This is a genomic window from Brevundimonas sp. G8, assembly GCF_902506205.1.
Classification (GTDB): Bacteria; Pseudomonadota; Alphaproteobacteria; order Caulobacterales; family Caulobacteraceae; genus Brevundimonas.
Window position 1 is genome coordinate 1,891,418 of sequence record NZ_LR732816.1, and the last position, 12,296, is coordinate 1,903,713.

Here is a 12,296-nt window from a genome sequence, read left to right on the forward strand (position 1 = left end):
CACCTTCATCTTGCGCAAAAACGGGTGTGGCGCTCCCGGCAAGAAGGAGACAGAACTTGAGCAGATCGAAACTCAGGACGGCGGTCGTCGGCGGCGCCCTCATCGCCCTCGGCTTTGCGGCCAGCGGCTGCGCCAGCCATCGTTTCGTGCGTGATCAGGTGGAAGTCGTCGATACCCGCGTGACCGGCGTCGAAGGCACGGCGGGCCAGGCGCTCCAGCGCGCCAACGACGCGCACAAACTGGCCGAGGGCAAGTTCCTCTATCAGGTCGTGCTGTCGGACGATTCCGTGAAATTCCCCACCGACGCGGCGGCTCTGTCGCCCGAGGCCGAGCAACGCCTGGCCCAGTTCGCCCAGCGTCTGGCTGGCGAGAACAAGAACGTCTATCTCGAAATCCAAGGCTATACGGACGCGACCGGCACGCCCCAGCACAATGACGAGCTGGGCGAGCAACGCGCCGAGGCCGTGCGTCGCTTCCTGAACCGTCAGGGCGTCGCCCTGAACCGCATGGCGACCATCTCTTATGGTCAGGAACAGCCGGTGGCCTCGAACGACACGCCCGAAGGCCGTTCGCAGAACCGCCGCGTGACCATCGTCGTCCTGGCCTAACCCGCCTCGACTTCGAAAGACCCGAACGGCGGCCGCTTCACAGCGGTCGCCGTTTTTGTATTTACAGACTGTCGAAGAAGCCCGGAACGGCCTGCGTCGCCGGCCCATAGACGCCTTCGTCGAACAGGCGCGCGCCTTGCGTGGGCTCCAGATTGATCTCCACTGTCCTCGCCCCGGCATGCCGCGCCGCCTGGACGAAGCCCGCCGCCGGATAGACCGCCCCGGACGTGCCAATGGAGACGAACAGGTCGCAGGCCTCCAGCGCCGCCTCGATCCGCTCCATCTCCAGCGGCATTTCCCCGAACCAGACGATGTGCGGCCGCATGAGGCCCTGCGGATGACGCGGCGAGGCCTGATCCGCCGCCATGTCGCCCGTCCAGTCCATCACCACGCCCGACCGGGTGCAGCGCGCCTTCAACAGTTCGCCATGCATATGGATCAGTTTGAACCCGGCGCCGGGCGGCGTCTGCGCATGCGCCCGGTCGTGCAGATCATCGACGTTCTGCGTCACCAGCAGGAAGTCCCCCTCCCACCGCGCCGCCAACTCCGCCAGCGCCCAATGCGCCGCATTGGGCTGAACATCCGCCAACTGCCGCCGCCGCTGATTGTAGAAGTCCTGCACCAGTGCCGGATCGGCCGCATACCCCTGCGGCGTCGCCACATCCTCGACCCGATGCCCGCACCACAGCCCGTCGTCCGCCCGAAACGTCGGCACGCCGCTCTCCGCCGATATGCCGGCGCCGGTCAGGACGACGAGGTTCATGGCGCGATCTCCTGACCGACCTGTAGCGCGTTCAGCAAGCGCCGAAGTTCGCCAGATAGGCGGCGTAGTCCGGCCAGCGAAAACCCATTGGCGCGCGGCGTTGTTCCAGCCGTTCCGGGTCTTCCGTAGGCGACGGGACCATACGTCCGGCGACGCATTGCATCTGGGTGCCGTATCGCTGCGTACGGTTCTCGGCGACGGCGATGCGGTCGTACATCATCGCATACTGCCATTTCAGTGCCTCGCCCCGCTCGGCCATCGCTTCCAGCGCGGGCAGGAAGCGTTTTTGCAACGCCGTGTCGGCGTGCTGGATGACCAGGAAGGCTCCTGTCGCGGCATCCTGGCCGTAGGCAACATTGGAGAACCAGCCCTCGGGCGGGACCAGCGACAGAACCGTGGCCACCGTCTCGTCGCTGATGGCGTCCACTCGCGCCTTGGCCTCTGCCTGCGCGGCAAGGCGATCCGTTTCGGAAAGGGCCGACAGATCGACGCTGTGCATCGCCTTCAACGGCTCCTGATCAAGGGTCAGCGCCAGCTCCAGTCTTTCCCTGGGTATCGGGTTCTCCGGCAGGGCCGCCTGCTTGGCGCGTGCGGTCGCGATGGCTTCGGTCAGAGGACGAAGCGCAGCCTCTGCTGCGGGGGAAAGATCGGTCAAACCCAAGGCAGCGACAAGGAACCAGGCCAGCATGAAAGGCGTCTCTCCGTTGCCGGGTCAGACTATTGTCGCGCGTGAATGATGCAAGTCTGTCGTGTGCCAGGACACGTCCGATCCTGACGCCGTCGTCCTCTACACATCAAACGTCGCGCGTCCCTGCGAACCAGTCTCAAAAATCTGCACGAAAGTGCACTCAAAAAAATTCAGTGGCCTTCATCGGCGGACGGGCTGGCCTTCCCTGCGTCGCTCGTGAGAAACAGGCGCAAACCAAGGAGCCCTCGCCATGAAAACCCGCGCCGCCGTCGCCTTCGAGGCCAAACGCCCGCTCGAGATCGTCGAGGTCGATCTGGAGGGGCCGCGCGCCGGCGAGGTGCTGATCGAGATCAAGGCCACCGGCATCTGCCACACCGACGCCTATACGCTGGACGGTCTGGACTCCGAGGGCATCTTCCCGAGCATCCTGGGGCATGAGGGCGCCGGCGTGGTGGTCGAGGTCGGGCCGGGCGTGACCTCGGTCGCGGTCGGCGATCACGTCATCCCGCTGTACACGCCGGAATGCCGCCAGTGTAAGTCGTGCCTGTCGCGCAAGACCAACCTGTGCACCTCGATCCGCTCGACCCAGGGCAAGGGCGTCATGCCCGACGGCACCTCGCGCTTCAGCTACAAGGGTCAGGCCATCGCCCACTATATGGGCTGCTCGACCTTCTCGAACTTCACCGTCCTGCCCGAGATCGCCGTGGCCAAGATCCGCAAGGACGCGCCCTTCGACAAGGCCTGCTACGTCGGCTGCGGCGTGACCACCGGCGTCGGCGCAGTCGTCAACACGGCCAAGGTCGAGCCGGGCGCCAACGCCGTGGTCTTCGGTTTGGGCGGCATCGGCCTGAACGTCATTCAGGGTCTGAAGATGGTCGGCGCCGATATGATCGTCGGGGTGGACATCAACCCTGACAAGGAAGAATGGGGCCGTCGCTTCGGCATGACCCATTTCGTCAATCCGAAGGATGTGCCGGATGTCGTGGCGCATCTGGTTCAACTGACCGACGGCGGCGCGGACTACACCTTCGACTGCACCGGCAACACGGTCGTCATGCGCCAGGCGCTTGAGGCCTGCCATCGCGGCTGGGGCGAGAGCGTCGTCATCGGCGTCGCCGAATCCGGCAAGGAGATCGCCACCCGCCCGTTCCAGTTGGTCACCGGCCGCGTCTGGCGCGGTTCGGCCTTCGGCGGCGCGCGCGGCCGCACCGACACGCCCAAGATCGTCGACTGGTACATGGACGGCAAGATCGAGATCGACCCTATGATCACCCACACCTTCGGCCTGGAAGACATCAACAAGGCCTTCGACCTGATGCACGAGGGCAAGAGCATCCGCAGCGTGGTCGTGTTCTGATCGACTTGCGCGCCCCACGGTTCGTTGTTTAAAGAAACGGACTGGAAATCGGGAGGTTCGCCATGTTCACCCACGTCACCGTCGGCGCCAACGACATCGAGGCGTCGCGCAAATTCTATGACGCGGCGCTCGGCGCTCTGGGCGTCGAGGCGGGGCAGGGGCCGGATCCCAAGGGCCGCTACTGGTGGCGGACCCTTCGCGGCTCCTTTGGGGTCGGCGCGCCGATCGACGGCGACCCGGCCTGCCACGCCAACGGCGGCACCATCGGCTTCGCGGCCAAGACGCCCGAGATGGTCCAGGCCTTCCATGACGCCGGTGTCGCCGCCGGCGGTCACGCCATCGAGGATCCTCCCGGCGAGCGCCAAAGCCCGTTCGGTCCGATGATCCTGGCCTATCTGCGCGATCCGTCGGGCAACAAGATCGTGGCGATGCACCGGGTCGGCTGACCTAGCGGTCTCGCACGTGTCTCGCGCCGACGATGGCGCGGCGCACGAACCAGAAGGCGAGCAGGCCAGGCAGCAAGGCCAGGCCGATCGCCATCGGCCATGAGGCCTGACCCGTCGCGCCTAGGCTGATCTTGGCGGCGGCCAGCAATCCGGCGAGGGCGGCCCGCACGCCGTTGAAGATCAGGACGTTGGCGCCATCCGGATTGGTCGCCTTCGCCACGGCGCGAATGCTCAGGGCGATCAGTGCGCCGACGGGCAGGGCAAGCGCGGCAACAAGGATCGTTCGCGTCATGCGGTCAGCCTATCATCCTTGAACCGTTTGGCGAACGACGCCTGGGCGACGGTCAACCGGCCGCCTGGGCCTCGCGATAGCGCATATCGCGTGGCCCGTGGGCGGCGATGGTCGCGCACTGATCGGCGACCGCCTTCTTGTAAGCCGGGCGATCCAGGCAGCGATCATAGTAGGCCTGGAGCGCGGGAAACGCTTCCAGCAGATTCAGCGACGCGGCGATCTTCAGCACCGAACTCATCATCAGGTCCGCGACCGTGAAGTCTTCCCCGACCAGCCAGTTCCGGTCGCCCAGCGCCACCTGAAGCTCGCCCAGGCGCCGCTCCGCAAAGGGCACGACCTGCGGTCGCCGCACCGCCTTGGTCGCCTCGTCGGGCATAAAAAACTCGGCCTCCGCGACATTCGCCAACGCCCCTTCGACACTGTTCAGGGCCGCGAAGTACCAGCCCAGAACCTGCGCCCGCATCACCGGATCGGGCGGGATCAGCACGCCGGCGCGTTCGGCGATGTCCCAGACGATGGCGCCGCTCTCGAACATCGGGGGTCGACCGTCCTCTTCCACCGTCGGCACCTGACCGAACGGCTGGCGCGCCCTGTGGTCGGTCGACTTCTGATCGACCGCGTCCAGCAGCCGGATTTCATAGGGCCAGCCCGCCTCGTTCAAGATCCATCGCACCCGGTGGTCGCGCACCTGACCGGCGGCGAAGGGCGGAACCCATTTGAAGGCGGTGACGGTGATCATGCGACCCTCCTGTCCGATCAGGCGCCCAAGGTGTCAGGCTTGCGCGTTGCGGGCAACGGCGAGGTGGACTAGCCAGTCCTCATGACCTTTGAGACCACCAAGACCCACATCGTCCACGGCGGAACCCTCCGCTATCTGAAGCACGACAGCACAACGACCGGCACGCCCATGACCCTGTCGGTCTTCATGCCGGCGGGCGAGGGGCCGTTCCCGGTCCTGATCTGGCTGTCGGGTTTGACTTGCACAGAGGACAATTTCACCACCAAGGCCGGCGCCTATAAGGCCGCCGCCGAGCACGGCCTCATCATCGTCGCCCCGGACACCAGCCCGCGCGGGGACGGCGTCGCCGACGATCCGGCCTATGACCTGGGCCAGGGCGCTGGGTTCTATCTGGACGCCACGCAAGCCCCCTGGGCGGCGCATTTCCGCATGGAAACCTATGTCACGGACGAACTGATCGCCTTGATCGACGCCGCGTTCCCGACCAAGGACGCCCGCGCCATCAGCGGCCATTCGATGGGCGGCCACGGCGCCCTGACCCTGGCGCTGAACCACCCCGACCTGTTCCGGTCCGTCTCCGCCTTCGCCCCCATCTGCTCCCCCACCCAATGCGCCTGGGGCGAAAAGGCCTTCACCGCCTATCTCGGAGACGACCGCGCCGCCTGGGACCGCTACGACGCCGCCAAGCTGATCGCCGCCGGCACGGCACGCGGGGTCTATGACGACATCCTGATCGACCAGGGCGACGCCGACAGCTTCCTGACCGACCAGTTGAAACCCGAACTGCTGCAGGCCGCCGCAGACGCCGCCGGCCAGAACATCACCCTGCGCATGCAGCCCGGCTACGACCACTCCTACTTCTTCATGACCAGCTTCATCGCCGACCATGTCGCCTTCCACGCCAAGCGCTTGAAGGGCTGACCGACTGTCGCTGATCGCCCAGCGGTGATAGAGGGGCGCCATGAGCGCTCCCGATCCCTACGAACCGATGTTTTCCGCCCTGTGCCGCGAGGTGGGCTATTGCCTGCACGCCAAGGGCCAGAAGAAGGTGATCGAGGCCCTGCCCAAGGGCTTGGACGCCGCCGTCCGCGCCGTCTTCGCCGCCGAGGGCGTGGACGAGCCCAATGCGCCTGGCGACGTGAAGCGCGCCGTGCGCGAATGCCTGAAGGCGAACTTGCCAGCCGCCTGACCGGACATCGTCAGGGCGTCGGCACGATCTCGGTCGTGGTTCCCGACGGCGTCGTGACAGTGCGGGTCGTAACGGGCGCCTTGCCCGTCTCCTCGACCGTAGTCGTCGTCGAAGACCAGACCGTATGACTAACGCGGCAGGTCTTGCCGCCATAGTTATCCGCGCCGATCGCGGGGTCTTGGGTGCAGGTCGGCGTTTGGCTCGCCATATCCGCCGCGGCCTCGTCCATCGCCTTGAAACCAGCGCAACCGCTTCCTGAAACGGCGAGCGCCAACAGGGCGACGAATCCGATACGCGACATGACAGCCTCCGATTGATGTATGGACAATCGCGCGCCTCGTAGGCCAATGCAAATGGCCAAGCTGAACAAAAACCCGACGAAATCGCTTGGGTCAGACGCCACAGCCCCTAAATGGGGTTCAGGAACAAACCGTCTTCAGGAGACTGACATGGCCTTCACCCTGCCCCCGCTGCCCTACGCCTATGACGCGCTGGAGCCGGCCATCGACAAGGAGACGATGACCTTCCACCACGACAAGCACCACCAGACCTATGTCGACAACCTGAACAAGGCCGTCGACGCCGACGCCGGTCTGCAGGGCAAGCCGCTGGAAGAGATCTTCACCAGCATCTCCACCGCGCCCAAGGCCGTCCGCAACAACGGCGGCGGTCACTGGAACCACAGCCTGTTCTGGGAACTGCTGGCCCCGGCCGATAAGGCCGGCGAACCCTCGGCCGAACTCGCCGCCGCCATCGAGAGCGATCTCGGCGGGATGGACAAGTTCAAGGAAGACTTCAACGCCGCCGGCGCCGCGCAGTTCGGCTCGGGCTGGGCTTGGCTGATCGTGCAGAACGGCAAGCTGAAGATCACCTCGACCCCCAATCAGGACAATCCGCTGATGGATGTCGTGGACGAGCGCGGCGAGGTCATCCTGGGCGCTGACGTCTGGGAACACGCCTATTATCTGAAATACCAGAACCGCCGCGCCGACTATCTGAAGTCGTTCTGGTCGGTCGTGAACTGGAACAAGGTCAACGAACTGTACGCGGCCGCCAAGTAAGGCAGGCCCCAAGATCGAGACATGACGACGCCCGCCGGAACCTCCGGCGGGCGTTTTCGATTCAGGTCCTACAGATGGAGACGACTGCGATGCGGATCATGATGACGGGGGCGGCCTTGGCTTGCCTGACACTGGCGGCGTGCCAGCAGCCAGCGAACGAGCAGAAGCCCGGCGATCACGCCCCGCCGACGCCGCAGCAGACGGTCGCGGCCCCGGCGGAAAAGCCGGTCTATCGCTTCAAGATCGGCGCGCTGGACGCCATCGCCCTGTTCGACGGCGAAAACCCCGTGCCGAACGACAACAAGGTGTTCGGCGTCGGCCTGAACCCCCAGGCGGTCGCAGCACCCCTGACCGCCGCCGGCCAGCCAGCCGATCCGATCATGCTGGAAATCCACCCGCTGCTGGTCAGGAACGGCGACCGGACGATGCTGTTCGACACCGGCCTGGGCGAGGGCAAGGGTCAGTTGATGGACAGCCTGCAAAAGGCGGGCGTCGATCCGGCCTCCATCACCGACGTGCTGATCTCGCACGGCCACCCCGACCATGTCGGCGGTCTGATCCGCGCCGGCGGCCTGGCCTTCCCCAATGCGGCGATCCGACTGTCGCAGGCGGAGTGGGCGTCAATGCGCGCCAATCCCGAACTCGCCGATCTGGTGCGGATCATCACGCCCAAGGTCCAGGCGTTCTCGCCGGGCGGAGAGGTCGCGCCGGGCGTCACGTCTCAGGATACGGCGGGCCACACGCCGGGCCACGTCGCCTATCTGATCGCCGACGGCCAGAACCAGCTGCTCTATACCGGCGACCTGATGCACCACTGGATCCTTTCGGTGGAGCATCCCGACTGGAAGGTCGGCTATGACGACGACCAAACGGCGGGCGAGAAGGCGCGGCTGGACGAGGTGACGGCGCTGCGTAACTCCGGCGCCCACATCTACGCCTATCACTTCCCCTTCCCGGGTCTGGGCAAGATCGCCACGCGCGAGGGTCGGGCGATGTTCATCTCCGAGGCCCAGCCTTCAGAATAAGGGAAGGCCGCCAGATAGGGGTCAGACCCTCAGGTCCACGCCCTGCCGAACGCGCTCGTTCATGCGTTCGGCATGGTGTTGCCTGACCGCGCGGCGCTGGCGCAGCATCTCGTGGATGCCGTCGGCGAGGTCCAGCAGTTGATGATCGGTCAGGGGTTCGACCAGATCGACCAGTTGTTTTTTCAGGGTTTCCACTGCCTGATCGGACAGGCCAGTTTGAAAGCTTTTGGATTCAGTCTGCATTCCACTCCTCCTTGTCCTCGCGCAGTGTTCGGTTGCGTCAGATGAAGGGTGGAATCGGGTGATCGTTCCATTCCATCGTGCTTAACGGCTCGTCCGGCTTGACTCTGCCAGCCCCTCTGGCCATAAGCGCCGCCTTCTATGGATCCGTTTCGACGGAGCCGGGGATTGATGACGGAAGATGCGTGGACCGCCGTTGAGATCGCATTCCCAATCGAGGGGATGCCGGGCCGTATCGTTGAAAAGAGAATAGAATGTCCAAGCGCCACAGCGCCAAATACAAGATCGACCGCGCCATGGGTGAGAACCTGTGGGGCCGCGCCAAGTCGCCGGTCAACAAGCGTTCTTACGGTCCCGGTCAGCACGGTCAGCGTCGCAAGTCCAAGGTCTCGGACTTCGGTCTGCAACTGAAGGCCAAGCAGAAGCTGAAGGGCTACTACGGCAACATCACCGAGAAGCAGTTCGCCAAGACCTACGACGAAGCCACGCGTCGCAAGGGCAACACCTCGGAAAACCTGATCGGTCTGCTGGAATCGCGTCTGGACGCCATCGTCTACCGCGCCAAGTTCGTCCCGACCGTCTGGGCCGCCCGTCAGTTCGTCAACCACGGCCACGTCCTGGTCAACGGCAAGAAGGTCGATATCGCCTCCTACCGCGTGAAGCCGGACGACGTCGTCACGGTGAAGGAAAAGTCGCGCAGCATGGCTCTGGTGATCGAAGCCCAGACGTCGTCGGAACGCGACGTGCCGGATTACCTGGAGCTGTCGGACCGTTCGTTCTCGGCCCGCTACGTCCGCGTGCCGGAACTGTCGGACGTGCCCTACGCCGTGAAGATGGAACCGAACCTGGTCGTCGAATACTACGCTTCGTAAGCGCAGCTTTCTTCAAAGCGGCTATCGGCCTTCGGCCTACTTGAGCCGCTTTCTGGATTTCAGTTTGAAGGGCCTCGGATTCGTCCGGGGCCTTTCGTTTTTACCCTGTTCCCTCCACGGGCGAACAGGCGCATTCTCGGCCCGTTCAGGCTTTGAGAGACAGGGGAGGTCGTCGGTGCGCGACTCCATCATCGGACGCTTGGCTTTGATCGCCGCCGCATCGGCGAGCCTTGCCGCCTGCGCCACCTCCAGCGAACCGACCGTCTCGACCCAGGGCATGCCCGGCGCGCTTGAGCCGATCCACGCCGCCGCCTTCACCAAGAACGAGGCCGTCTTCTGGGTCAGCTCCAACGGCTGCACCGACAAGAGCGACCTGATCCCCATCGTCAGCCTGCAGGGCGGCGCGGCCGTCATCACCCTGCGCCGCATCGACGAGGACAAGTGTAAGCAGGACCTGGTTCAGGGCGTCGAGCTGAAATGGTCGTTCGAGGAACTGGGCCTGCCGCCCGGCTCGCCCATCAGCGTCAACAACCCCTATCAGATGCCGCGCTCCTGATCCGTCCGCATAGGGATTGGTTAAGCCTGTTCGGGCGCGTCTGATTAAATTTCATCGGTTACGAAGCCGGGCTGTCTTCTCCCACGGTCCGTAGCTTTCATGCGCTTTTTCACCTGCCTGACCGACGACCATAACCTCTGGCTGGTCGGGCTCGCCGCCGGCCTGTGCCTGGTCGGCTCCATCATCACCTTCCGCCTCTATCGCCGGCTGCGCGCCGCGGAAAAGGGCACGCGCCTGGCCTGGGCCTTCATGGGCGCCGTGGCGACGGGGGCGACGATCTGGTGCACCCATTTCGTGGCGATGATCGCCTATGAGCCGGGGACGAACATCAGCTACGAGCCGGTCCTGACGGGCGTCTCCCTGGGCGTGGCCATCGCCGGCAGCGCCCTGGCCCTGTGGGTCGCCTCGCGAACCGTGCGCTTTTCGGCCGAGATCGGCGGCGTGCTGTTCGGCCTGACGGTGGTGGCGATGCACTATACCGGCATGGCGGCCTTTGCGACCGACGCGGTCATCCACTGGTCGACCGCCTATGTCGCCGCCTCCGTGGTCGGCGCCGTCCTGTTCGGGGGCTTTGCTTTCAACCGCGCACGGCGGGCGGGGCAGGTGCTTCCGGTCGCCCTGATGGTCCTGGGGATCGTCGCGCTGCACTTCACCGGCATGGCGGCCATGACCGTCATACCGCTCGCGCCCATGTCGGGAGACCTCGCCGCCGATCCCGCCAATGTCATCATGGCCTTCGCCGTCTCCGCCGTCGGGCTGATGATGCTGGGCACCGGCGTGGCCAGCCACGCCCTGGACATGCAGTCGCGGCTCCAGGCCAAGGCGCGTCTCGATCATCTGATCGAGGGCAGCGTAGACGGCATGGTGGTTGCTCAGGACGGCCTCATCCTGGCCGCCAACGCCGCCTTCGCCGACCTGGCCGGCGTGGCGCATGACGCCCTGGTGGGTGAGCCCCTGTCGCGCTGGCTGTCTCATACCGCTGACCTGACCATAGGCGGCCTGACCCAGTCCAAGCTGGCCGAAGCGGGTGGAGCCGAAATCCCAGTCGAGATCGCTGTGCGCCGCGACGGGGGCCACGCCGTCGAAACCGATCTGATGATCTATGCCGTGCGTGACCTGCGCATGCGCCTGGCCCAGGAACGTCGCATCGCCCACCTGGCGCGCAACGACGGCCTGACCGGCCTGCCCAACCGCTCATCCTTCCTGGAATGGCTGACGCGCCAGACCTCGGACCTCAACGCCCCGACCAAGGTCGCCCTGCTGGCCATGGACCTGGACCGGTTCAAGGAGGTCAACGACGTCCACGGCCACGCCGCCGGCGACCAGTTGCTGATCCAGATCGCCGAACGGATGCGGGCCTGCCTGCGTCATGACGAGTTCGTGGCTCGCCTGGGCGGAGACGAGTTCGTCGCCGTCATGCCGATCCGCCACCGCGACGACGCCCTGGACCTGGTGGCGCGCCTGCGCGACGCCGTCACAGAACCCGTCATTCTGGACCATGCCGAGGTCGCTTGCGGCCTCAGCACCGGCATCGCGATCTGGCCCGACGACGCCCACGATCCGTCCGCCCTGATCAACGACGCGGACCTGGCCATGTACCGCGCCAAGGCCTCGCTGGGGACCGATGTCTGCTTCTACGAGGAAGAGATGGATGAGGCGGTGCGCACGCGCCGTCGCATGGCCCAGCAGATGCGCGAGGCCCTGGACCAGGGTCAGTTCAGCCTGAACTGGCAGCTTCAGGCCGCCGTCGATACGGGCGACATCACCGGCTATGAGGTTCTGCTGCGCTGGATCCAGCCGGACGGGACCTTCATCTCGCCGGCCGACTTCATCCCCCTGGCCGAAGAGAACGGCCTGATCCTGCCGATCGGGGAATGGGTGCTGCGCACCGCCTGCGCCGAGGCCGCAAAATGGGCCGAGCCGCACAAGATCGCCGTCAACCTGTCGCCGGTCCAGCTGGGCCACGTCGATCTGCCGCGTCTGGTGCATCAGGTCCTGGTGGAGACCGGCCTGTCGCCCTCGCGTCTGGAGCTGGAGATCACCGAGACGGCCATGATCACCGACATGGAGCGCACGACCCACGTGCTGCGCCAGCTGAAGCTCTTGGGCGTCTCCATCGCCATGGACGACTTCGGCACCGGCTATTCGTCCCTGTCGACCTTGCGCGCCTTCCCGTTCGACAAGATCAAGCTGGACCGCTCCTTCATGTCGGAGCTGGACGGCGGACCGCAATCCGCCGCCATCATCCGCGCCGTGCTGGCCCTGGGCGAAAGCCTGGAGATCCCGGTCCTGGCCGAGGGTGTCGAGACGCTGGAGCAACTGACCTTCCTGCGCGACCAAGGCTGCGACGAGGTTCAGGGCTATCTGCTGGGCCGTCCGCAAAAGACGGCCGAGGGCCATATCCAGCAGGCTGCCCGCGTCCTGTGGGATGGCGCACCACCGCTGGAAGACGCCGCCTGA

At 65.6% G+C, this 12,296-nt stretch carries 16 protein-coding genes; 10 read left to right on the top strand and 6 right to left on the bottom strand.

The window, feature by feature from the left end; all coding sequences use genetic code 11:
* Positions 1–56 precede the first annotated feature (56 nt).
* Complete coding sequence (locus CHRYSEO8AT_RS09210; RefSeq protein ID WP_159849344.1) at positions 57–608, top strand: OmpA family protein; 552 nt, start codon at positions 57–59, stop codon at positions 606–608.
* 61 nt (positions 609–669) lie between these two features.
* Here the strand turns inward: CHRYSEO8AT_RS09210 and cobB are convergent, their stop codons facing one another.
* Positions 670–1,371, bottom strand: coding sequence for a Sir2 family NAD+-dependent deacetylase (cobB, locus tag CHRYSEO8AT_RS09215; RefSeq protein ID WP_159849346.1), 702 nt, complete (start codon positions 1,369–1,371; stop codon positions 670–672).
* Between the two features lie 31 nt (positions 1,372–1,402).
* Positions 1,403–2,059 carry a DUF6624 domain-containing protein gene (locus tag CHRYSEO8AT_RS09220; protein WP_159849348.1) on the bottom strand — a complete coding sequence of 219 codons (657 nt, stop codon included), beginning with the start codon at positions 2,057–2,059 and terminating at the stop codon, positions 1,403–1,405.
* A gap of 250 nt (positions 2,060–2,309) precedes the next feature.
* On the opposite strand from CHRYSEO8AT_RS09220, the gene CHRYSEO8AT_RS09225 reads away from it, so the two are divergent.
* Both CHRYSEO8AT_RS09225 and CHRYSEO8AT_RS09230 read left to right on the top strand, forming a co-directional pair.
* On the top strand, positions 2,310–3,416 hold the full coding sequence (locus CHRYSEO8AT_RS09225) for an S-(hydroxymethyl)glutathione dehydrogenase/class III alcohol dehydrogenase (RefSeq protein WP_159849350.1): 1,107 nt from the start codon (positions 2,310–2,312) through the stop codon (positions 3,414–3,416).
* Positions 3,417–3,478: 62 nt separating this feature from the next.
* Complete coding sequence (locus CHRYSEO8AT_RS09230; protein WP_159849352.1) at positions 3,479–3,862, top strand: VOC family protein; 384 nt, start codon at positions 3,479–3,481, stop codon at positions 3,860–3,862.
* Position 3,863: 1 nt separating this feature from the next.
* On the opposite strand, the gene CHRYSEO8AT_RS09235 is transcribed toward CHRYSEO8AT_RS09230, so the two are convergent.
* A complete protein-coding gene (locus tag CHRYSEO8AT_RS09235) occupies positions 3,864–4,154 on the bottom strand; it encodes a hypothetical protein (protein WP_159849354.1) in 291 nt (96 codons plus the stop codon).
* A gap of 52 nt (positions 4,155–4,206) precedes the next feature.
* Entirely contained in the window at positions 4,207–4,893 is a 687-nt protein-coding gene (locus CHRYSEO8AT_RS09240; RefSeq protein WP_159849356.1) for a glutathione S-transferase family protein, read from the bottom strand.
* 81 nt (positions 4,894–4,974) lie between these two features.
* Here CHRYSEO8AT_RS09240 and fghA point away from each other — a divergent pair, with 81 nt between their 5' ends.
* Positions 4,975–5,814, top strand: coding sequence for an S-formylglutathione hydrolase (gene fghA / locus CHRYSEO8AT_RS09245; RefSeq protein WP_159849358.1), 840 nt, complete (start codon positions 4,975–4,977; stop codon positions 5,812–5,814).
* Between the two features lie 40 nt (positions 5,815–5,854).
* Positions 5,855–6,082 carry a hypothetical protein gene (locus CHRYSEO8AT_RS09250; protein ID WP_159849360.1) on the top strand — a complete coding sequence of 76 codons (228 nt, stop codon included), beginning with the start codon at positions 5,855–5,857 and terminating at the stop codon, positions 6,080–6,082.
* Between the two features lie 10 nt (positions 6,083–6,092).
* Here the strand turns inward: CHRYSEO8AT_RS09250 and CHRYSEO8AT_RS09255 are convergent, their stop codons facing one another.
* Positions 6,093–6,383, bottom strand: coding sequence for a hypothetical protein (locus CHRYSEO8AT_RS09255; protein ID WP_159849362.1), 291 nt, complete (start codon positions 6,381–6,383; stop codon positions 6,093–6,095).
* Between the two features lie 148 nt (positions 6,384–6,531).
* Here CHRYSEO8AT_RS09255 and CHRYSEO8AT_RS09260 point away from each other — a divergent pair, with 148 nt between their 5' ends.
* Entirely contained in the window at positions 6,532–7,143 is a 612-nt protein-coding gene (locus tag CHRYSEO8AT_RS09260) for a superoxide dismutase (protein WP_159849364.1), read from the top strand.
* Between the two features lie 89 nt (positions 7,144–7,232).
* Positions 7,233–8,168, top strand: coding sequence for an MBL fold metallo-hydrolase (locus CHRYSEO8AT_RS09265; protein ID WP_159849366.1), 936 nt, complete (start codon positions 7,233–7,235; stop codon positions 8,166–8,168).
* A 21-nt stretch (positions 8,169–8,189) separates the two neighbouring features.
* Here CHRYSEO8AT_RS09265 and CHRYSEO8AT_RS09270 read toward each other — a convergent pair whose 3' ends face one another.
* On the bottom strand, positions 8,190–8,411 hold the full coding sequence (locus tag CHRYSEO8AT_RS09270; RefSeq protein WP_159849368.1) for a hypothetical protein: 222 nt from the start codon (positions 8,409–8,411) through the stop codon (positions 8,190–8,192).
* Positions 8,412–8,662: 251 nt separating this feature from the next.
* Between CHRYSEO8AT_RS09270 and rpsD the strand changes: the two genes are divergently transcribed.
* The 3 genes from rpsD (at position 8,663) to CHRYSEO8AT_RS09285 (ending at position 12,296) form a co-directional block, all read left to right on the top strand.
* Positions 8,663–9,280 carry a 30S ribosomal protein S4 gene (rpsD, locus tag CHRYSEO8AT_RS09275; RefSeq protein WP_159849378.1) on the top strand — a complete coding sequence of 206 codons (618 nt, stop codon included), beginning with the start codon at positions 8,663–8,665 and terminating at the stop codon, positions 9,278–9,280.
* 175 nt (positions 9,281–9,455) lie between these two features.
* Positions 9,456–9,836, top strand: a complete 381-nt coding sequence (locus CHRYSEO8AT_RS09280) for a hypothetical protein (RefSeq protein WP_159849380.1) — start codon at positions 9,456–9,458, stop codon at positions 9,834–9,836.
* Between the two features lie 99 nt (positions 9,837–9,935).
* Positions 9,936–12,296 (top strand): bifunctional diguanylate cyclase/phosphodiesterase, encoded by a 2,361-nt coding sequence (locus tag CHRYSEO8AT_RS09285; RefSeq protein ID WP_159849382.1) that lies wholly within the window; start codon positions 9,936–9,938, stop codon positions 12,294–12,296.